This window comes from Chitinophaga lutea (assembly GCF_003813775.1).
GTDB classification, from domain to species: Bacteria; Bacteroidota; Bacteroidia; order Chitinophagales; family Chitinophagaceae; genus Chitinophaga; species Chitinophaga lutea.
In genome coordinates this window covers 838,908-859,578 of record NZ_RPDH01000001.1, presented here as the reverse complement: position 1 = coordinate 859,578, position 20,671 = coordinate 838,908, and the positions used below count along the sequence as shown (strand labels likewise).

Below are 20,671 nucleotides of genomic sequence, written 5' to 3'. Positions count from 1 at the left end.
ACTGAAAGGGGCTGCCCTGCTTATTTATTGATCGCGATGATGCGGTACCCCTCCGGGAACACGCTGAACCAGATATCCCCGTTGCCGATCATGGCGCCCTGGGCGTTGCGGAAAATCCTGTCGAGCCGCTGGGTATCCACCACCGCTTTCAGCGACGCATCAAAAATTTTATCATATTTCTCGCGGAAGATGGCCGGGGTTTTATAGTTTTTGAGCGGGAAACGGATGTGGGCCGTAATACTGTCTACATTACCGGTTCTGACCCATTCCTTAAAAGTGACCAGGAAGCGTTTGAAGCCGGCCGGATCGTCGAACCCGGCGTTGGCCCAGCTGGCGGGTATGGAACCATCGTCGAACAGGGAATCCTGGGCGGCGATCTCCGCTTCGTAGGGGGAGGCGGCCACGGGGGGCGGCGGGGCAACGGGCACGAGGGTTTTGGTAGCGTCTACGATGGTACTGTCTTCCTGCTTTTTTTCAGGAGCGGTGTTGCAGGCGATGGCGAGGGTAACGAGCACAATGAGGCGGTGTTTCATAAAGGGGCAGGTTTGGTTATACGGTGAAATTAAGGAAGATTTATATGTAATTGCTGGTCAGGGGGATGACAAAAAAAATCGGAAAAAGATTTGCATGTATGATTTATTTGTGCTTATCTTTGCAGTCCCAAAACGGAAAAGCCGAAAGGTTTTGAAGTGAAGGAGGATCGGTAGTTCAGTCGGTTAGAATGCCGCCCTGTCACGGCGGAGGTCGCGGGTTCGAGTCCCGTCCGGTCCGCAAAATCTCGGAGAGCCCCGCGCATTGCGCGGGGTTTTTGTTTTTAGAGATATGGCTTTAATCTCTCAATTAGCACGGAAGTTTTACGGAATTAAATTTTAGTGATTTGTAGATTTAGGAACGAACAATTTTAGGGTTATTGGTGAACACAGGGAAGGACATGATTAGTCGATATGAAAGAGGGCTCATTACCCCTTCACTGGAGGTGGCAAGAAAAATTGCACAGGTGCTAAAAGTATCTCTCGATTTTCTAGTATTTGGCATGAGTGAGCAAACAGCGAATCAGAATGTAGAGTTGAAGGTCCACGATGTTGCCAGTCTTTCAGATGAAGACAAAGCGCATGTTTTTGCTGTGATTGATGCGTTTGTAACAAAAGCTAGACTTCAGAAGATTCTCCAGTAAATAACAGCGTTTGAAAAAACGCATAAACTTAAAGAACCTGAGCCCAAAAAAATACCGGTTCTTTCATCATCCCCTGTCCTCATACCCGAATTCCTCGCCTTCAGCCAGTTCACGGCCTGTATAGCGGCCATGTTTTAAAACAACATATACCATCCAGCAAACTACAAACGGAGAAAGCAGGAACATTCCGACTGCCAGCCCCTGCAGGCGTTCCACCTGCAGCAGGATGCAGTACGCCAACAGGTAAACGGTGGCGGAGATGATTGAAAAAGATGCGTTCTTAAGCATAAGATCAAGTTTTAGTGTTTCAAACAAACATCGTGGCCTGCGAAAGGCCTGTCAGCTCCCTGGCTACCGGGCCTTTTCGCTGGATGAAAACTTTCAGCTTCGTTCCGATGCCGTTCAGGAGCAGGTGGATCGCCATAGCTTTTTCGTGGCAGCCGGAAGTGTCAGGTGCCGGTTTTCTCAGGTAATCCATCAGGCCGAGCGCCCGGAGAAAATAACCTTGTTCCGTCAATCCGCAGCTTTCCAGCCCGTTTTTCAGGCCCCAGTGCTGCAGTGCGGAGAAGTTCACATGCGCTGTGATATCCTGCTCGCCGATATGGTGATAGGGATCCATATTTACCTGGTGCGCGTGATAACACAGCAGCGTGCCGCCGCTCCTGTATCCGGCGTAGAGTTCGGCAGAAGGGTAGCCGTAATCGATCGTTAGTACGAATCCCTTTTTTAACGACTGTGCAACGTCCCGGATCCAGTCTATTGCCTGTAAGTTCACCTCCGTGCGAAAGCCTTTGGGTAAAGCGATGTGCAGCTGTCTGAAATAATCCTTCAGTTCGTCCGGTGCGGGGCGCAGCGATTCGGCGAAGCCGTTCCGGTAGTCTACGAATACTTCCATCAGCTCATCTTCCATGACCACTTCATGCACCGAAAAGTTGTCGAGCAGTTCGTTAGACAGCACACAGCCTGTAAAGCCGCCGATATCTGTAACGGAATTGTACCAGCTTACTTTTTCAGGCAGGTGTTTTTTTTCCTTTTCGCGCATGGAGGGGCTTTTTTCAATAATGCAGTACCGCAGCTGGTTATAGAAAGGCGGATTGTTTTTCAGGTAATCGAGCAGATCGTGGCAAAGAGCGCCGGTTCCCGCGCCATATTCAACAATGGTAAACGCCTCCCGGCCTGTCAGGTTCCACATTTCTTCAAGCTGGCGCCCGATCATGGCGCCGAAAACATCGCTCAGGCTGGTACTGGTGTAATAATCACCTTTTTCGCCAATTTTATGGCGAGCAGAGGTATAATATCCCCATTGCGGGTAATATAACGCCATTTCCATGAATTCGTGGAAGCTGATCGGCCCGTTCTCAATGATCTTTTCCTGTATGATGCCGGCAAGCTGCATGTTGCTGATCCGTGACGATGATACCTGCACAAAAACTGTGCGCGAAGAGCATCCATGGTTTATTCGCTGAAAGATGTTGCATGCAGGGGACAAAGGGGGAAGCAGCGCCGCGCTGTTGCCTGGATATTTGTGCAGTATTTCACCGGGGCATTGTATTGGCGGGCGTTGTGTTTTCCTGAAGTAGTGTAAAAAAAGCAGATGAGAAATTGCCAGTGTGGGTGTATGGATTGTAAATTATTTTCATTATTTTATATTCCGATAGCCCTATTATAAACCCCGCGGCGGTTCATTTCCACGTGGAATTGCTGCGTAATCACTCCGTTATGAAAATCAAAGCCCTCACAAACGTTACGGCGGTTTTGCTGTTACTGGCAATGGCTTGCCAAAAAGAAACCCGACAGGAAAGCACGGAAGCCGGCGAAAAATCGCTGAACGGTAATGACATCGGGATTAGTGCCGCCCCACCCCTTGGCACATTGATCGATGGCGCTACTTACCGCATCAGGGGAATAGCCTCGGCTGCCCCGGCCGGCCCCGTGGTGGAAGTGACCGGTAATTCCACTGCCGAAGGCCAGAAAATCCAGCAGTGGTGGTGGTTCCCCAACAACGGCCAGAAATGGAAACTGGTAAAAATCGACGCCACTTATTATAAGCTGGTGAACGTAACCAGTAACAAGTGCCTGGAATCGCCCTCTGCCACCTCCGGCGATATTTTACAGCAAGGCACGGACGATGGAAGCGATGGGCAGGCCTGGTCCATTGCCTATTCCGGCAGTAACAATGTGTTTTCGCTCACCAACAAAGCGACCGGTATGAAAATGGTGCTGGATCCGCAAAGCACAACCCCCGGCGCGAAGATCAGGCAGAAGTCGACCGTTACCGGCGACCAGGATTTGTTCAATTTCCACAATCTCCATTTCCAGAACCCGCTGATCAATGCAAGCAGGCCGGATCCCTTTGTTGCGCAGAAGGATGGGTATTATTATTTCATGTATACCAGGGGGAACAATATCGGGCTGCGGAAAACCACTTCCATGTCGTTATTGTCAACAGCGACAGAATCCGTTGTCTGGACGCCGCCTGCCGGCACGCCCTATTCTTCCAATATCTGGGCGCCCGAGCTGCATTTCCTGTCCGGCAAATGGTACATCTATTTTGCTGCGAACGATGGCACCGGCGATTCGCACCGTATGTTCGTACTCGAAAACCCCAACGCGGATCCGATGACCGGCACCTGGACGTTCAAAGGGAAAATTTTCGACTCTAGCGATCAGTGGGCCATCGACGGTTCGATACTCACCGTTGGGTCCACTAATTATTTCGTATGGTCGGGGTGGGAAAGTACCGCCAGCAGGTACAAGCAGTACCTGTACCTGGCTACCATGTCCAACCCATGGACCATCAGCGGCCCGAGAATTAAAATATCTTCCCCCACCAATACCTGGGAAAAGCATGAGCCCAGCTCGATTGGATTAGGGGTGAACGAAGGGCCCATCATGCTGCAAAAGGACGCCAGCAGCCCGGTGTTTATCATCTATTCGGCCAGCCGGTACACCAGCGATAATTACTGCCTCGCCCAGATACAGCTGAAGGCCGGCGGCAATCCCACAGTGGCGGCCGACTGGATCAATAAAAAGCAGGTGTTTGTAAGAAACGATGCCAATGCCGTGTACGGACCGGGGCACAACGGGTTCTTCACCAGCTCCTACACGGATCCGAACGGCGTGGCGAAAAAGGAACACTGGTTTATCTATCATGCGCGCAGTGTGGCCAATACCACCAATGGCCAAAGAGCGCCAAGAATGCAGAAGCTCACCTGGAATAGCGATGGTTCGCCGAACTTCGGCGTTGCCGCAGCAACCGGCGTGGATATGCCGATTCCCGTAGGGGAGTAATATAAAAACCAGCAACCCGCACATTGCGCGGGTTGCTGGTTTGGGATGAAGTAAATGTTCCCGCACTCACTTTACAGCGCATACCACGAGCCGCGCCCGGCACCGTGCTGTTGCAGGCGATGATCGGAAACAAGCCTTTCCAGGTGTTTTTTTACGGTATTCCTGTTCGCTTGTGTCAAGAGTACAATTTCACTGATAGTAATACGTCCTCTTGATTTTGCCAGTTCAAGTATCTGGATCGATAATGCCGGCAATTGTCTTAACAGCAATTTTTCCCTTTCAATTTTTGTCTCGAGCCGGGATTTTTGCTGCTGCAAGGCGCGCAGGAAAAAGATAATCCAGGGCATCCAGTCTGGTTGCTCGGTTTTTAATGTGCCTTGCGTTTTTCTTAACGCAAGATAATACCCTTCTTTACTTTGTTCAATGACGGCTTCCAGCGAGCTGTACGGTACGTAAGAGTATCCTGCGCGGAGTAAAAGGACCGTTGTCAGAATGCGGGACAACCGTCCATTTCCATCCTGAAATGGATGTATGGCGAGGAAGACCACAATAAAAATAGACGCTACTAACAGCGGATGCAGTTCTTTATTTTCAGTAACATTAGCAGTCCAACTGACAAGTTCCTGCATTCGTAGCTGTGTATCGAAGGGGCTGGCGGTCTCGAAGATGATTCCCAGACTGTTACCATCCTGATCAAAAGCTTCCACATTGTTGGGTGATTTCTTATAATGTCCCCGATGCCAACTGTCTTTGGAACTATACTTTAATAATTCCCGATGAAGCTGCTGAATATAACCTTCAGTGAGGGGAATACTTTCGTAATTTTCAAAAATGAGATTCATGACGTCGGCATAGCCGGCAACCTCTTCTTCATCCCGCGAGGAAAAATTCCCGATAGCCAGGTTCTCCAGCAATTTTTCTACTTGTTGATCGGTTAATTTCGCCCCTTCAATACGGGTTGATGACCCTACGCTTTCAATGGTAGCGACCCTCTTTAACGAAGTGAGTTGCTCTGGCGCCAGGCTCCCTAATGCGCGCCATGTACCCTTAAATTCGTCGATTTCTGAAATCAGGGACAGAATCTCGGTATTGAGATGTATGGAGGTAATGTTTATCATATATACCCATAAATATACCCAATTATACCCAATTTAGGATGCTGGATACCCATAAAAGTACCCAATTATACCCAATTAGGGGCTATTTAGGCGATCCGATACCCATAAATGTACCCAATTATACCCAATTTAATGGTCTGTACACAGGGAAGGCCTATTTCTAGCTTTAACAATTCCTGGAGTTGCAAAAAGAGAGGGCTGCATTTGTCTGTTTTATCCGGAAAACTCCAAATTTTGAAGAAATTAGGAGATATTATGAAAACGTATCAAGAGGTATTGCAGATGCCAGCCACCTTTTTTAATGTAAAACAGGTGGAGAATAAGTTTGGCGTGAGCAACCAAACGGCCATGAATGACCTTCATGGTTTGGTTGCGGAAGGATTGTTTGAAGAACGAAAGTTCGGAAAGAAGAGGAAGATCTCCGGATAAAACTTGCCCGTTTGAGAGAATCTGATGGTGTGGTAGATGGATACTCACCATGAACCAAGTTGTGAAAGTCTTGTTTTTATCCGGCGGCCGGGTTAAAATACCAGGCCGTTCAGCTGCTAATCCTTTATTACAGCGCATTTATCCGCTGATAGATCTCAGGCGTATGTCTCCTGATTTTGATTTTCACATGCTTTGATGCGGGCATATTGCTTTCCTTCACGACATTGTTGACAGATACCAGCACGTTCGTTTCCGGGAAATACGTGACCGTATTTTTTTCAGGTACCGGGTAGGGCACCACCACGAAGAGGGGGGCGATGCGCTCTACACCATCGTCGTAATTGAAAAGGTCTACTTTGTCTCCTTCTTTGAGGCCGGCTTTCTCCAGGTCTTTTTCATTCATGAATATTACCCGGCGTTCGTTTTTGATGCCCCGGTAACGATCGTCGAGCCCGTAAATGGTGGTGTTGAACTGGTCGTGGGTGCGGGTGGTGGCCATCATGTATTCATCGTGGGCGAGCGTGGTTTCGGGGAGCCCGGTGAGGGTGAACGGAGCGCGGTTGCCGAATTCCGCGGTGATGAAATCACCGTCGCGGGCGGCATTGGGCAGATAGAAACCTCCTTTTTGCCTTACTCTCGTATTGTAATTTTCAAACCCGGGAATACATTTTTCAATATCGTCCCTTACTGCATCGTAGCTATCGGCATAACGTTGCCAGTCCACAACGGTTTTGCCCTGAAGCGTGGCCATCGCCAGCCGGCAGGCGATGCGGGTTTCATTGATGAGCTGGTCGGATACCGGCGTCAGCATGCCTTTGGACGACTGCACCACGCCCATCGAATTTTCGGTGCTGACGATCTGTACTTCCCCGTTCACAACATCGCGGTCGCTGCGCGAAAGCGTGGGCAGGATGATCGATTCCCTGCCATGTATCAAATGCCCCCTGTTGAGTTTGGTAGACACGAATGCCGTCAGATTGAGCTTCCTGATGGCGGCGGCGGTATAGGTAGTGTCCGGCGTGGCAGACAGGAAATTCCCGCCCATGCAGAAAAGGACTTTCAGCTTTTCTTCCTGCATGGCCTTGATGGCCCGCACCACATCGTATCCATGTTTGCGGGGAGCGGTGAAGCCGAACACCTCTTCCAGGCGGTCGAGCTGCAGGTCGGTAGGTTTTTCGTTGATCAGCATCGTTCTGTTGCCCTGAACGTTGCTGTGGCCCCTTACGGGGCAAACGCCGGCCCCGGGTTTGCCGATGCTGCCTTTTAATAACAGGATGTTGAGCATTTCCCTGATCATGTCTACCCCATTGGGTTGCTGGGTAATGCCCATTCCCCAGCAGAAGATGATCCGCTTTTTGAACGCCAGCATCTGCGCGGCTTCGAAAATCGCTTCCTGTGTCAGGCCGGCCGCTTCCGCGAGCGCGGCCAGGGTGTAGTTTTCAAATTGGCGGGTAAACGCTTCATAACCGATGGTTTTTTCTTGTATGAAAGCATGGTCGAGCACCTGGCCGGGAGCGCTCTTTTCGAAATCGAGCAGCAGCAGTTCGATGGCTTTGAGCAGCGCCATGTCGCCGTTTATTTTTACCGGCAGGTAAAGATCGGCCAGCTTGCCGCCGCTGCCCAGGATGCCGCTGATTTCCTGGGGATTGCGGAAGCCCATTAATCCGGCCTCGGGCAGGGGATTGATGGCAATGATTTTCGCGCCGTTCTTTTTGCCCTTTTCCAGCGCGCTCAGCATCCGGGGGGCATTGGTGCCGGGGTTTTGGCCGATGATGACGATCACATCGGTATCGTAAAAGTCTTCCAGCGTAACGGTCCCTTTGCCGATGCCGATGGTGGGGCGCAGGGCGGCGCCGGATGTTTCGTGGCACATGTTGGAGCAATCGGGCATATTGTTGGTGCCGTACTCCCTGACGAAAAGCTGGTAAACGAACGATGCTTCGTTGCTCGTTCTGCCCGAGGTGTAAAATGCGGCTTCGTCGGGAGACGCCAGGGCGTTCAGGTGACCGGCGATTTTTTTAAACGCATCGTCCCAGCTGATCGGCTGATAGTGGGTGCCGCCTTCGGGGAGGTATACGGGTTCCGTGAGCCGCCCTAAACGGCCGATCTCGAAATCGCTCAACCGGGCCAGGTCGTACACGGAATGGTTCCTGAAAAATTCAGCAGTGATCTTTTTGGTGGTGGCTTCCTCCGCCAGCGCTTTCGCGCCGTTTTCGCAGTATTCGCCCAGGGGGGAACGATCGTCGTCCGGGTCGGGCCATGCGCAGCTGGAACAGTCGAACCCGTCGAACTGGTTCATTTTAAATAAAGCGAGTGCGCCCCGGAAGGGGATACCCTGCTCGAAAAGATCGGCCAGTGCGGCTTTGACGGCGGGGATGCCGGCGGCCCATTTTTTCAAAGGCGTCAGTTGCAGGCCCGATAACCTGTATGGATTTTCCGCATCGGGTAAGGCTTTGAACCGGGCAGTCGCCGGTGTTTCGTTGCCTTTTGCAGGTTCGTCCTGATGTTGCCCTTCTTGCATAGTCCTTTGCGTTTAGCAGTTTTTCAATGATGGGTGAGGGGGGAGTGGTGTCGGTCTTTATTTTCAGTATGCATCGTTATTCGTTCGGGCATACCACCTGCTCACCGGTATGATATATGTTCGCCCTGTTGCCTTTCACGAAGCCGAGGAGGGTGATGTCGAATTCCTTCGCCAGTTCAACGGCCAGGCTCGATGGCGCCCCGATGGCGGCAACAATGGCAATGCCCGCCATGGCGGCTTTCTGGATCAGTTCAAAACTGGCCCTTCCGCTCAGCAGTAGAATATGTTCGTTCAGCGGCAGCAGGCCCTCGTACAGGGCGCGGCCGATCAATTTGTCCAGCGCATTATGCCGGCCCACATCTTCCCTGATCAGCAACAGTTCCCCCTCCGGGGAAAAAAGCCCGGACGCATGCAGGCCGCCCGATGCGGCAAAGCCCGTTTGCGCGGCCTTCAGTTTACCCGGCAACCCGAAAAGCACATCGGCGGATAAGCGGAGCGGGCGTTTCTCCAGCTGATGAAAGGGGCTTACGGTGCGGATGGACTGTATCGAACTTTTGCCGCAAACACCGCAGCTGGACGTGGTGTAGAAATTCCTGTCGGATTGCATCAGGCGGGGGGTGAATCCCCCGGCGAGCGCTACCGTTACGCTATTGGCGTTTTCAGCTGAACAGGCCGCATCTGCGTGAAGCACTTCTTTGATGTGATCTTTGGAAGAAATGATCCCTTCCGTAAATAAAAAACCGGTGGCCAGATCGCGGTCGTTGCCGGGTGTGCGCATGGTGACGGAAATGTTTTTCCGGATGCTGTCCATTCCTGCGTCGCAGGTTATTTTTATCTCCAGCGGCTCTTCCACGGAGAGCGTATCGGAGAACTCGGAGACGGACGGGCCATCGATCCTTTTGACGGAGAACTCCTTGACGGAAACCAATCCCGGGCTGCTTATTTCCATATGCAATCATTGATGAGGCTCAGGTAATAAATTTAACGAAAAAAACGATGCTCCCGGCCGCTGCGGCAACAAAAAGGCTGCCCCATCACAGGGCAGCCTCCAACCTGTCAGGCAGGCGCTTCAACATGCTATGCTCTCTGCTTTTTTCCGCCCGCCAGGTACAGCACAACCCCCAGTACGATCACGCCGATTTTTATAGCCCAGGCAGTGTTGTCTCCCCATTGGTAAATCCATGCGAGGATTTTGGGAACACGGTCGAAATAGGTGGCTACAATGGATAAAAGGCCAAGAATGATTAAAAACGATCCGATTTTTTGCATAAGAAAAAGTATAAGATGAAAAAAGGAGGTTAGGCGCCGGGATTGAGGAATGCGAACTTGTGTTCGAACACCGGGCCAACAACGGGCACGGGTTTCTTCAGCCCGTTCAGGGCATTGATGATGCCCAGCACCCACAGTACGAGGATGATGACGTTGGCATATGCCACTACGGACAATGCAGGCACGATGCTGACCACCACGTTGATGGCCACGCCGAGAAGGATGCTGATGATGGCGATGCCCAAAGCCTGCTTGAGGTGGTAGGCCACGAAGGGATCCTGCTTTTTGTCCTTGTACTGGAAATAGGCGATCACCCATCCGATGATGCTGAGGTAGGAGATGACCGCTATGGTTTTTCTGTCCATGCTGATTTGGTTTTGATGGTGAATATTTGTTTCAGCAAAACTACAGCGGCGGGGAGGGTAGCGATATCCCTGAAATCAGCCAATTTTAGCAGCCAGCTATAACAGGCCGTATTGTGTGGCGAGTTTGATCACGGCGGTCATGGTGCTGACGTCGAACTTTTCGATGAGGTTTTTCCGGTGGCTTTCCACGGTGTGGAAGCTGATGAACAATTGTTCCGCGATCTGCGCTGTGGTGAGGCCTTTGCTCACCAGCAGCATGATCTCCTTTTCACGGCGCGTTATTTTGGGGATTTCGGTGAGCTCGCCTTCCTGGATGGTGCTGACGATGTTGCGCGCGGCGTGGCAGAGGTAGGTTTCACCGTTCAGGGCGGCATTGATGGCGGTGATGATCTCTTCACCCACGGAGTTTTTCAGCACATACCCGTTAGCGCCGCTGCCCAGGATGTTTTTGATCACGGGGCGTTCGTTGTGCACGCTGAGGGCGATGATGCGTACGTCTTTGTCGTGCTTGCGCACCTGCCGGCAGATGTCGATGCCGCTCACGTCGGGCAGGTTGATGTCGAGCAGCACCACGTCGGGCGCCAGGGTTTCAATGGCCTGCAGCCCTTCTTTGCCGGTGCTGCAGCAACCGGCCACGGTAAAATCTTCCTGTTGGGAGAGCAGGTTTTTCAATCCTTCCATCACGATCGGGTGATCGTCTATCAGCAATACTTTTATCATACGAAGTTTAGTTGACGGCACATTCAATGGTGAAAGCGGAACCGGTGCCGGGGGCGGTTTCCACTTCGAGGGTACCTTGCAGCATTTCGGCGCGCGACCGGATGTTGGCCAGCCCGGCGCCTTTGAGCGCCCGCTGCTGGGCGGGGTCGAAACCTTTGCCGTCGTCTTCCACCACGAGGAAAATACGATCGTCGCGCTGCTGGAGCTGCACAAGTATCTGCGAGGCGGCGGCGTGTTTGACGGCGTTGTTGACCAGCTCCTGCATGATGCGGTACAGGGTGACCTGGCGGCTGTGGCTCATGTTGTTGCGGTAATGGAATACCTGGCACGATACGGGCACACCGGATTGTTTCAGGCCGTTGCAATATTCCCGCACGGCTTCGCCCAGCCCGTAATTCAGCAGTACTTCCGGCATCATGCTCCGCGCTATCCGGCGGAGCTCTTCCACGGCATTGTCGAGATGGTGCATGGTTTTTTGGACCACGGCCTGCTGCGGGGATGTGGCGGCGGGCTGGTGCAGCGTGGACAGTTCGATCTTGACGCCCGAGAGCAGGCCGCCGAGCCCGTCGTGCAGGTCGCGCGCCAGGCGGGTGCGCTCCTGTTCCTGCCCTTCGAGCATGGCGGAGAGTACGGTCATGCGGTGCTCCTGGCTGAGCCTGTCCAGCTCCAGGTCGTGCAGCTGCTGCTTTTGCCGGAGGGCTTTGGACCGCTGCTTGAACGCGTAATATAAAAACGCGGCAGACAGCAGCAGCGCCACCGTGAGCACGGAATAGATCTTGTTCAGTTTCCGGTTGTAGTTGAACCGTTCGCCGATGGCTTTCAGTTCCTGCTCGCGCTGGGCGGTTCTGAAATTGGCGCTGTCGAGGGCTTTCAGTTGTACGCCGGCGGCATATTTCGCGTTGAGCAGCGCTTTGTCTTTCACGATGGAGGCGTACCGGGCTTCGAGCAGCTCCTTGTCTTTCCGCCCGGAGAGGTACCTGGCCTGTATCAGTTCGCGGTTCCGCTGTTCGGCCAGCAGCCTGATCTCCAGCAGGGTGCGTTCCTTGCGGGCCATTTCATAGCGTGCTTCGAGGTCTTTGGCCTTGTTCATCTTCTCCACATCGAACAGCTCCTGGTAGAGGTTCATGTACTGTTTGTAATTGAACAGGGCCATGGACGTGTCGCGCTTCAGTTCGTAGGCCTGCGCCAGCACGAGGTACGACTGCGAGAGGTTGAATTTGTCGTACAGCGGGTCTTTTATGCTGATGCCGATGGCGTTGTTCAGGTTGGCGATGGCATCGTCGTAGTCGCCCCGGTTCATGGAGATGCTGGCCAGCGTATTGTATGCCGCCGCTTCCACGGCGTATTGCCGGGTTATCCGGCTTTCTTCCAGCGCTATCCTGTTGTAGTAGTTCACGCTGTCTTTATTGGCGGGCGTTGCGGGGAAATGCTCCAGGAAAATACTGGCGATGCCGATGGCCGAAAAGGGGATATTGCTGGGCGTGATCAACCGTTCCCGGTTGGCGCGGGCCAGGTTGAGCGAACGCCGCATGTAAAAGAGCCCCGAATCCAGCGCCGGTTTCCGGGAAGTGTCGGCGCGGTAGAGGTTCAGGAAATAGGAGCCCCTTTCCTGGTGGGTGCTGATCATTTTCTCCAGCTCCTTCAACCGGATGGCCGCTTCCAGGGAAAGACGGGTATATTTTTCGACGTTGGGGAGGTCGTACCATTTGATGTAGATGCCTGCCAGTTCGGAGTAAACAGGCTGCCGGTAGCGCAGGCCTTCGGGCTCTTTTTCGAGCACGTCGAGCGCCTGCTGCAGCGTGCGGATGGCGTCCGTTTCCTTGTGGCTGCGGCTTTCCAGCCAGCCTTTCATATACAGCACATACCCTTTCATCAGGCCGCTGGAGGAGCGGTTGATGTAGTGCTGCGCGCTGTCGAAATACCGGTAGGCGGTTTCGGTATCCCCGGCGATGAAGCTGGAAGCGGCCATGATGCCGTAGGTGCGTGCCCGGTAGCGGCCGTCTTTCATGGGGGCGGACAGGGCAAGGGAGCTGCGCATCACCGCCAGCCCTTCGTTCCAGCCGGTATTGAAAAACACTACCTGGCCGAGCCGGTCCATCGCGTCGATGCGCTGTTCCAGCGGCAGGTGGCGCTGCGCCACTATTTTCCGCAACGAATCTTCCACTACCTGCGCGTGCGCGGTACCGGCTGCGATTATCAGGGCGGCAGCGCAAATTATATGGTATATCAATCGCATGGTTCCTGGTTCAGTAGGCAAATTTACTATTATGCGGGATTTAAAAATGGCTGGTTTCAGGGATATCCCTGCCGGGAGGGGGCCATTACTTTTGTGACATCAAATCACAAAAAATTTCAGCAAGATGAAAAAACTCAAAACGATGATCGCCCTTTTCAGTGTTGCCCTCTTCGCCAGCTGCGGTACAGCCCCCAACCCCGTGGAATACAACAACAAGCTGATGACCCTGATGAACGGGAACGAAAAGAACATGAACGCCATGAACGAAGCGATGACCGGCGGAGATTATACCAAAGCGGAAGCCGTACGGAAAACCTGGGCGGATGAGCTGGGCAAATCCATCGGTGAAGTGGACAAACTGCCCGCCATCAAAGACGATGCAGGTTTGAAATCGGCCGTGGCCGAAGGCCTGAAAGGGTACAAAAAGATCGCCGACGAATCGTACAAAACGCTGATCGACCTGCGTACTAAGGAAAAAGGCGGCGACACTACTGTGCAGCCCCAGATCCAGGCTACGCTCAACACGATCAACAGCTCCTTCGACGCCATCGGTGAAAAGATCAACAAGGCCTCCAACGAGTTCGAGAAGAAATTCAGCAAGTAGCAATACAGATTGTCTCTATACATGTTTTTACAACAGGGAGGGCCGTTTTCAGGCCCTCTCTTGCTGTTTTATATGCGCCGGCTACCGGCCAGTAATTTTTTTTGGCGTGCCTGGGTGATTTCCCGCGTTTTCGATTATTAATACAGGCAAAGCTGTAATTTACAGCCAGGTATTAAACGAACAGATCATGGAAGCAACGGCGCAGCACCCGGACATTTTATACCAGCACCTCTTCCCGAAAATCGCCGCACATGTGCAGCGGAACAGCGGGGATATCGACGATGCCCGCGATGTTTTCCAGGAAGCCCTGCTGGTATGGCTTAAAAAACGGGAAGAGCCGGGCTTCGTGCTCACATCCACCCTGGAAACCTACCTCTTCGCCATCGCCAGGAACTGCTGGCTCAACAAACTGAAAGAACGGCAGAAAATCATCCCCTGTGAGGCATTCGCGGATATGCCCGAGGAAACCCAGGCTACCCCGTTACGGGAACAGCTGCCCCGCTGGCTGCGCAGCATTACGCAGCACTGCCGGCAGATCATCCGCTCCATCTATTTCCTGCAGGAGCCCATGGAAAAACTCGCCGTGCGGATGGGCTGGAAAAACCGCCACACCGCCGATAACCAGAAATATAAATGCCTCCAGCAATTGCGGAAGGCCAGCCGGCAATAATTTTTGCACGCCGTGGGTGATATCGGGGCCATTGTGTTATAAATAGGAAATTCTTGGCAATGACACATTACACCTCACCCGCAAACGGACAGTTTGCAGCAGACATGCCGGGCCGGCCACGGTTGCTCGCAGATCACGGCTTCGCCATACCATTATCTCAAACTCAAAATGGTGAACAATGATCAGGATCTGCAAAAGCATTCAACAGTGCATGCTGAAATCCGTCAGCTGGCTGACCGGGAAACCACGGGCCAACAACACATCGCGCCAACCGGGCTTGTTGCCCGGCACGGATGCCATCCATGCCGAAAGGAACGGCAAAAACAGGGAACCGGCAGCCGGGAAGAAATATGGCCATTAAGATGTTTTTGAGAGTAGTCACTCACCCGATCCAGCTTGCAGCACAAACCTGGGTTGGGTGAGTGTGCGTATTACAAACAACTATCCCGCAGCAGCTTCATATACGCTTCGCCTTTCTGGCGGGCAAATTCGATATTGCGGGCCGGGATGCCTTCCGGGTTGGGGTAATTCGTGATGGCTTTATGGATACTGCTTTCCCGCAGCAAATGCAGCATGGGGTAAACGGACCGGTTGGTATAATTGGCCGCATCGTCCGGCAGGGCATCTGCGAACCGGTATAGCGGATGGAACCCCGCCACCTGGTAAACGCCTTCGTAACCTTTCCGCCGTATTACTTCTTCGGCCACCCTGACGAGTTTCAGGTAATCCGCGAACACGGCGTATGTATCCGGGAAAATGAGCAGGGTGGTGCCGATGCTGCTGTCTTTATCCAGCCGGATGCATTCGTTGAGGAAAGCCTGCCTGGCGGTAATGGCGCTGCCGGCGTAAGCGACCTCGTAACGCACGCTGTTTTGCTTCACCTCCCTGGCGGCAAACGGGCAGAAATTACACCCTATCACTGTCACTTTGATCCAATTCCTTGTTTGAGCGATAATTTCCGCGGTTTGATCCATTTTTTGATTTTAATGCCCGGCGGACGGGAAATACCGTGCCGGCAAGCCTTACGGGCTTTCACGAATGTAGGTAATTCCATCCAGCTGAGGGGTTTAAAGAAAAATGCCCGTCGCCGGTTACCTTCTGAATCCGGCCGCAGGCGCTGTTGCGAACAGGTTCCGATACAAAAACACAATCCATACTTATTGTACATTTTCGACTCGTGAGTCGCATGTTCCGGCCGGAACCGGGGGGCGCCGATCTGTAAAGAAAAAAAACGGATCTTTGCGGCCAGGATAACATGGACACCACTACCGACATCAAAAGGCTCTCCCGGCTGACGGCCATCCTCACCCGGTTGCAGACGAAACGGATATCGACGGCCACGGAACTGGCCGCTAAATTCTCCGTCAGCGTCAGAACGATTTACCGCGACATCCGGTCGCTGGAACAGGCGGGGGTGCCGATCGTCACGGAAGAAGGGAAGGGATATTCCCTGATGGAACATTACCGCATTCCGCCGGTTATGTTCAGTGAAAACGAGGCCAATGCCCTGATCCTTGCGGAACAGCTGGTGCTGAGAAATAAAGACGCCTCATTTATCAAAGACTACTCCGCCGCCATCGATAAAATCAAAGCGGTATTAAAACACCCGGTCAAAGACAAAGCCAACCTGCTGGCCGACCGTACCCGCTTTTCCCGGAACCTCGAAAGGGAACGGAACAGCCATCATATATCCGACCTCCAGTTCGCACTCACGAACTTTTTCCTCACCCGCATCGAATACACCAACGAAGCCAACAAAACATCCGGCAGGCTGATAGAGCCCTTCGCGTTATTGAGCACCATGGAAAACTGGCTGCTGGTGGCCTGGTGCCGCCTGCGGAAAGAGTTCCGGTATTTCCGGCTCGACCGGATCAAAAAACTGGAAGTGCTCAGTGAGCGATTCAACCCGCATAACATGACCCTGCAGGAGTTCTTCGACCGGTACCATTGATTTTATTTTCGACCCCTGACACAGGGCTGTCACTCGCCCCCGCTAGCTTTGCATCATAAACTTCAAACCTTATGATGAATCAATTAGCAAACCTGAATTGGGTGAGCGTACTGCTGGCCTTCGTGGTGTATTTTCTGCTCGGCGCCTTGTGGTTTACGCTGTTTTTCAGCCGGCCGTATAAAATTTCCCTGGGCCGCGAAAACGAAACGTTGCCAAACAAACCTATTTTTATAGTGGGGCCGGCGCTGTGCAGCCTCGTGATCACCCTGGCCACGGCCGTACTGCTGTATGCGCTGGATATATCGGGCTGGGGCGATGCGGTGGCGTTCGCCCTGCTCATCGGCATCGGCTTCCTGGTGGCCAATACGGTGAATATCGCCATCAATCCGAATATTCCCCGGCCCATCCTGTATGGTGTGATCAGCGGATCGTATCATTTAACAGGCATTTTGATCGTCAGTATGATTTTAACCGCGATGAAATAAATGGATAAAAAGGAAATACCCACTTTTTGCCCGGCAAGCCGGCACGAGTGGCGGCAATGGCTGAAAAAGCACCATCGTTCGCAACAGTGTGTCTGGCTTGTCTATTATAAAAAACAGGCGGCCGGCATACCCACCATCACCTACAGCGAGGCGGTAGACGAAGCGCTTTGTTTCGGCTGGATCGACAGCACCAAAAAACCGATGGACGCCGAAAGATTCATGCAGTTTTTCTGCAAGCGGAAGCCCAACAGCGGCTGGTCGAAGATCAACAAGGGAAAGGTGCAGCGGCTGATAGACGATGGGCTGATGACGAAAGCCGGGTACGACAGCATCGAAACGGCCAAACAGAACGGTTCATGGTCGCTCCTCGACGAAGTGGAGGAACTGGTGATCCCCAAAGACCTCGACAAGGCATTCAGAACGCACCGCGGTTCGAAGCGGTTTTTCCAGAGCCTTAGCAAGTCTGTCAAAAAAAGCATGCTGCATTGGCTGGTGCTGGCCAAACGGCCTGAAACAAGGCAGAAGCGGATCGACGAGCTGGTGACGCTCGCGGCGCAACAGCAGAAACCGGCGCAGTTCAGATAATATTCCTGCTGCACTGGATAATTTGAAGGAGCATTACCCCGCAAATAGCGAAAAAAGAGGCGCGTACGCCCGGAGGGAACACTTCTTCCTCCGGCCCCCTTCCTCCTTTTACATGATATTTTACCCTGTTTTTTTAGGATTTTAACCTGATTTACCGGTTACCCCCGCATGTACGCTGCATCTCCGGCTGCCGTACAGGATGCCGCAGGACAGTGGTACGAATTTTTGCCCCTATTTTGGATGAGGGCTTTTGAATCGGCGCATTCGCTCTATATCTGTTTTGTATGAATTCAACCACGTTGCTAATAACCTAAATTGATGAGAGTTAATCAGCTTTCTTTTTTATGGAAATGCCTCCTGGGAGGCTCCTGTATTGTTTTCCTGGTGGCTTTTGCAGCCTGTTCCCGTCCGAAATTCGAATTCCGGAAAGGAGACCGGATCGCCATCGTCGGCAACGCCCTGGCAGAACGGATGCAGTATTACGGCTTCCTGGAAGCATACCTCCAGGCCGCCTACCCGGAACAGGAACTGGTGTTCCGCAACCTGGGCTTCACCGGCGACAAGCTGCTGCACCGCCCGCGGGCGCACAAAGCCTACGGCGACGCGGATACGCACCTCACCCGCGTACAGGCCAGCGTAGTGTTCGCTTTTTTCGGGTATAACGAGTCGTTCGACAATACGGCCGCCGCGTTCGGCAAGGAACTCGGCAGCTGGATCGACTCCACCCGGCAGAAAAAATACGACGGCAAAAACGCCCCCCGCATTGTGGTGTTTTCTCCCATCGCCCACGAAAACCTCAACGACCCGAATCTGCCTACCGGCGAAGAGAACAACAAACGCCTGAAGGCATATACGGAGGCCATGGCAGCCGTATGCCGGGAAAAGGAAGTTGATTTCGTGAACCTCTTCGAGGCCACGGAAAAACTGTACGGGCAATCCGAAAAACCGCTCACCATCAACGGTATCCACCTCAACGAAGAGGGCTACGGCGAGGTGAGCCGCGCTATTGTCCGTGGCCTCACCGGTTCCGTACCGGATCTGAAAGAGGCGGAACTGACCAGACTGCGCCAGGCCGTGCTGAATAAAAACGGCTGCTGGTTCACCCGCTACCGCGCTACCGATGGTAACGACGTATGGGGCAGCAGGAGCGAGCTGCACGGCAACTACGAAACCCTGCAGCGCGAACTGGTGATGCTGGATACGATGACGGCGAACCGCGACAAACGCATATGGGCCATCGCCAAAGGAAATAAAGACGTATTGCCCCTTACCGACGACGAAGAGCCCTTCTGGGGCGCCTGGGAATCGTGGGCGGTGGATACGAAGATCGACGACAGCAACGTGCCCGCGCCGCTGAAAGTGGAATCGAATTTCAAGCAGGACGTGGTGTACCTCGGGGGCGAAGAGGCCATCGGCAAGATGCATATCGCCAAAGACCTCGAAGTGAACCTGTTTGCGTCCGAAGAGAAATTCCCGGAGATCGCCAACCCCGTAACGGTTAAACGGGATACCAAAGGCCGCCTCTGGGTGGCGGCCTGGGAAACCTATCCCAAACGGGAGCCCCTGAAAGAAATGAAAGACCGCCTCGTTATTCTGACGGATTCGGATAACGACGGCAAAGCCGACAAGTCGGTGACCTTCGCCAGGGTGCACAACCCCACCGGGTTCGAGTTCTGGAACAACGGCGTGATCGTGGTATCCGCCCCCAATATCTGGTACCTGAAAGATACCGACGGCGACGACCGCGCCGATGTGCGCATCGTGATGATGGGCGGCATCGACGCGGCAGACACGCACCACGCCGCCAACAACCTGTTCTTCGGGCCGGACGGGAACATCTATTACCAGCGCGGCGTGTTCATGCTCAGCAACGTGGAAACGCCCTGGGGTAAAAACCAGGAAAACAGGTCGCCCGGCCTGTTCCGCTTCAACCCGCGCACTTACCGGTTCGACTTTGTGACCGAAAACAGCCCCAACGCCCACGGCATCAGCTTCGATAAATGGGGCTACCAGTTCGTGACGGACGGTACCACCGGCCGCGCCTACCAGGTATACCTCGACCCGAAGGCGGACGATTCTTCCGCTTTCAAAACCCGCCGCCTCCTCAAGCAGACGGTGCGCCCGGTGCCTGCGCATCAAATCCTTTCCAGCCCGCACTTCCCGGCGGAATACGATAACAATTTCCTGATCTATAACGTGATCGGCTTCCAGGGCATCAAACGCTACAAACTGGCGTACGACAGCGGCAAGGTATGGGGAGAAGAGATCGGCGACCTCCTGTATTCGGACGACCCGAATTTCAGGCCCACCTCCGGCGTGGTGGGAGCGGACGGCGCCCTGTACATCAGCGACTGGCAGAACCCGCTCATCGGGCACATGCAGCACAACATCCGGGATCCCAAACGCGATCATACGCACGGCAGGATTTACCGCGTCACCGCCAAGGGCCGTCCCCTCATGGAACCGGTGCCCGTAGCGGGCCGGCCGGTGAAGGAATTGCTGGATCTGCTCAAACACCCCGTCAACGAAATCCGCCACCAGGTGCAGATCGAGCTCAGCGGCAGAAGTACGAAAGAGGTGATAGACCAGGCGAAGGAATGGGCGAAACAATATACCGCGGACAGTGAGGAAGGCGCACACGCCCTGCTCGAAATACTCTGGCTGCATCAGCGCCACAACGTAGTGAACAGGGAATTACTGGAACAGCTGCGTGGCTCTTCCGTGGAGCATGCACGGTATGCGGCGGAAAGGGTGGCCTGGTTCTGGGACCGGCGAGGTGACAATACCGCTAAAGCGCACCACGAGCATGGCAGCGATGCGGTAGCCGCCGTACATACCAAAGTGCCCGCGGGCAAATCGGTAGACCTCACGGCCAAAAGAGTGGCCGCCGTTACCGTAGGCACCATCCCGGAGAAAATGCTCTTCGATACCAAGGAGATCATCGTGAAAACCGGGCAGATGGTGCGGCTGACGCTGAAGAACGTCGACTTTATGCCGCACAACCTCGTGGTGGTATCGCCCGGCGCTGCCGATGAAGTGGCGCAGGCGGCCATCGACCTGGGCAGCAAGGGATTCGAGAAGAAGTTCATCCCCGACAATAAAAACGTGCTGTACGCCACCAAACTCATCAACAACAACGAAGAAGAAACACTGGAATTCAAAGCCGCGGCGAAGCCGGGAGATTACCCCTTTTTATGTACCTTCCCCGGGCACGGCCAGGTCATGCGCGGAGTGATCAGGGTCGTTAAATGAT

The 20,671-nt window shown here is 53.5% G+C and carries 21 protein-coding genes and 1 tRNA gene; 11 read left to right on the top strand and 11 right to left on the bottom strand.

Translation table 11 applies throughout. The features are described 5' to 3' along the window. Positions 1 to 20 precede the first annotated feature (20 nt). The gene (locus EGT74_RS03360) at positions 21 to 533 is read right to left on the bottom strand and encodes a hypothetical protein (RefSeq protein WP_123845118.1); all 513 of its coding nucleotides are present in this window, start codon (positions 531 to 533) and stop codon (positions 21 to 23) included. 164 nt (positions 534 to 697) lie between these two features. Between EGT74_RS03360 and EGT74_RS03355 the strand changes: the two genes are divergently transcribed. After that, positions 698 to 771: transfer RNA gene (locus EGT74_RS03355), tRNA-Asp, on the top strand. A 142-nt stretch (positions 772 to 913) separates the two neighbouring features. After that, positions 914 to 1,174 (top strand): helix-turn-helix domain-containing protein, encoded by a 261-nt coding sequence (locus EGT74_RS03350; RefSeq protein ID WP_262697090.1) that lies wholly within the window; start codon positions 914 to 916, stop codon positions 1,172 to 1,174. 66 nt (positions 1,175 to 1,240) lie between these two features. Here the strand turns inward: EGT74_RS03350 and EGT74_RS03345 are convergent, their stop codons facing one another. Next, complete coding sequence (locus EGT74_RS03345; protein WP_123845116.1) at positions 1,241 to 1,462, bottom strand: hypothetical protein; 222 nt, start codon at positions 1,460 to 1,462, stop codon at positions 1,241 to 1,243. 19 nt (positions 1,463 to 1,481) lie between these two features. Then, a complete protein-coding gene (locus EGT74_RS03340; RefSeq protein ID WP_123845115.1) occupies positions 1,482 to 2,570 on the bottom strand; it encodes a class I SAM-dependent methyltransferase in 1,089 nt (362 codons plus the stop codon). A gap of 323 nt (positions 2,571 to 2,893) precedes the next feature. Between EGT74_RS03340 and EGT74_RS03335 the strand changes: the two genes are divergently transcribed. Next, on the top strand, positions 2,894 to 4,465 hold the full coding sequence (locus tag EGT74_RS03335) for a family 43 glycosylhydrolase (RefSeq protein ID WP_123845114.1): 1,572 nt from the start codon (positions 2,894 to 2,896) through the stop codon (positions 4,463 to 4,465). A gap of 71 nt (positions 4,466 to 4,536) precedes the next feature. On the opposite strand, the gene EGT74_RS03330 is transcribed toward EGT74_RS03335, so the two are convergent. After that, positions 4,537 to 5,583 carry a Fic family protein gene (locus tag EGT74_RS03330; RefSeq protein ID WP_123845113.1) on the bottom strand — a complete coding sequence of 349 codons (1,047 nt, stop codon included), beginning with the start codon at positions 5,581 to 5,583 and terminating at the stop codon, positions 4,537 to 4,539. A 234-nt stretch (positions 5,584 to 5,817) separates the two neighbouring features. Between EGT74_RS03330 and EGT74_RS03325 the strand changes: the two genes are divergently transcribed. Next, a complete protein-coding gene (locus EGT74_RS03325; RefSeq protein WP_123845112.1) occupies positions 5,818 to 6,012 on the top strand; it encodes a hypothetical protein in 195 nt (64 codons plus the stop codon). 127 nt (positions 6,013 to 6,139) lie between these two features. Here the strand turns inward: EGT74_RS03325 and EGT74_RS03320 are convergent, their stop codons facing one another. The 6 genes from EGT74_RS03320 to EGT74_RS03295 all read right to left on the bottom strand — a co-directional run bounded on the left by EGT74_RS03320 (position 6,140) and on the right by EGT74_RS03295 (position 13,123). Next, positions 6,140 to 8,533, bottom strand: a complete 2,394-nt coding sequence (locus EGT74_RS03320; RefSeq protein WP_123845111.1) for an FdhF/YdeP family oxidoreductase — start codon at positions 8,531 to 8,533, stop codon at positions 6,140 to 6,142. A gap of 76 nt (positions 8,534 to 8,609) precedes the next feature. Further along, complete coding sequence (gene fdhD / locus EGT74_RS03315; protein WP_123845110.1) at positions 8,610 to 9,482, bottom strand: formate dehydrogenase accessory sulfurtransferase FdhD; 873 nt, start codon at positions 9,480 to 9,482, stop codon at positions 8,610 to 8,612. Between the two features lie 128 nt (positions 9,483 to 9,610). Continuing rightward, a complete protein-coding gene (locus EGT74_RS03310) occupies positions 9,611 to 9,802 on the bottom strand; it encodes a hypothetical protein (protein WP_123845109.1) in 192 nt (63 codons plus the stop codon). Positions 9,803 to 9,831: 29 nt separating this feature from the next. After that, complete coding sequence (locus EGT74_RS03305) at positions 9,832 to 10,167, bottom strand: DUF4870 domain-containing protein (RefSeq protein ID WP_123845108.1); 336 nt, start codon at positions 10,165 to 10,167, stop codon at positions 9,832 to 9,834. A gap of 96 nt (positions 10,168 to 10,263) precedes the next feature. Next, positions 10,264 to 10,887, bottom strand: coding sequence for a response regulator transcription factor (locus EGT74_RS03300; protein ID WP_123845107.1), 624 nt, complete (start codon positions 10,885 to 10,887; stop codon positions 10,264 to 10,266). Between the two features lie 7 nt (positions 10,888 to 10,894). Continuing rightward, positions 10,895 to 13,123 carry an ATP-binding protein gene (locus EGT74_RS03295; protein ID WP_123845106.1) on the bottom strand — a complete coding sequence of 743 codons (2,229 nt, stop codon included), beginning with the start codon at positions 13,121 to 13,123 and terminating at the stop codon, positions 10,895 to 10,897. A gap of 124 nt (positions 13,124 to 13,247) precedes the next feature. Here EGT74_RS03295 and EGT74_RS03290 point away from each other — a divergent pair, with 124 nt between their 5' ends. The 3 genes from EGT74_RS03290 (at position 13,248) to EGT74_RS03280 (ending at position 14,758) form a co-directional block, all read left to right on the top strand. After that, positions 13,248 to 13,727 (top strand): LIC11966 family surface protein, encoded by a 480-nt coding sequence (locus EGT74_RS03290; protein WP_123845105.1) that lies wholly within the window; start codon positions 13,248 to 13,250, stop codon positions 13,725 to 13,727. Positions 13,728 to 13,914: 187 nt separating this feature from the next. After that, entirely contained in the window at positions 13,915 to 14,397 is a 483-nt protein-coding gene (locus EGT74_RS03285) for an RNA polymerase sigma factor (RefSeq protein WP_123845104.1), read from the top strand. Between the two features lie 178 nt (positions 14,398 to 14,575). Continuing rightward, on the top strand, positions 14,576 to 14,758 hold the full coding sequence (locus tag EGT74_RS03280; RefSeq protein WP_123845103.1) for a hypothetical protein: 183 nt from the start codon (positions 14,576 to 14,578) through the stop codon (positions 14,756 to 14,758). 70 nt (positions 14,759 to 14,828) lie between these two features. On the opposite strand, the gene EGT74_RS03275 is transcribed toward EGT74_RS03280, so the two are convergent. Then, positions 14,829 to 15,371: a DUF1415 domain-containing protein gene (locus tag EGT74_RS03275; protein ID WP_123845102.1), complete on the bottom strand. Its 543-nt coding sequence runs from the start codon at positions 15,369 to 15,371 to the stop codon at positions 14,829 to 14,831. A 281-nt stretch (positions 15,372 to 15,652) separates the two neighbouring features. Between EGT74_RS03275 and EGT74_RS03270 the strand changes: the two genes are divergently transcribed. The 4 genes from EGT74_RS03270 (at position 15,653) to EGT74_RS03255 (ending at position 20,670) form a co-directional block, all read left to right on the top strand. After that, positions 15,653 to 16,348 (top strand): helix-turn-helix transcriptional regulator, encoded by a 696-nt coding sequence (locus EGT74_RS03270; RefSeq protein WP_123845101.1) that lies wholly within the window; start codon positions 15,653 to 15,655, stop codon positions 16,346 to 16,348. A 71-nt stretch (positions 16,349 to 16,419) separates the two neighbouring features. Further along, positions 16,420 to 16,833 (top strand): DUF1761 domain-containing protein, encoded by a 414-nt coding sequence (locus tag EGT74_RS03265; protein ID WP_123845100.1) that lies wholly within the window; start codon positions 16,420 to 16,422, stop codon positions 16,831 to 16,833. Continuing rightward, the gene (locus EGT74_RS03260; RefSeq protein ID WP_123845099.1) at positions 16,834 to 17,418 is read left to right on the top strand and encodes a YdeI/OmpD-associated family protein; all 585 of its coding nucleotides are present in this window, start codon (positions 16,834 to 16,836) and stop codon (positions 17,416 to 17,418) included. A 318-nt stretch (positions 17,419 to 17,736) separates the two neighbouring features. Further along, the gene (locus tag EGT74_RS03255; protein ID WP_123845098.1) at positions 17,737 to 20,670 is read left to right on the top strand and encodes a PVC-type heme-binding CxxCH protein; all 2,934 of its coding nucleotides are present in this window, start codon (positions 17,737 to 17,739) and stop codon (positions 20,668 to 20,670) included. The last annotated feature ends 1 nt before the right edge of the window (position 20,671 follow it).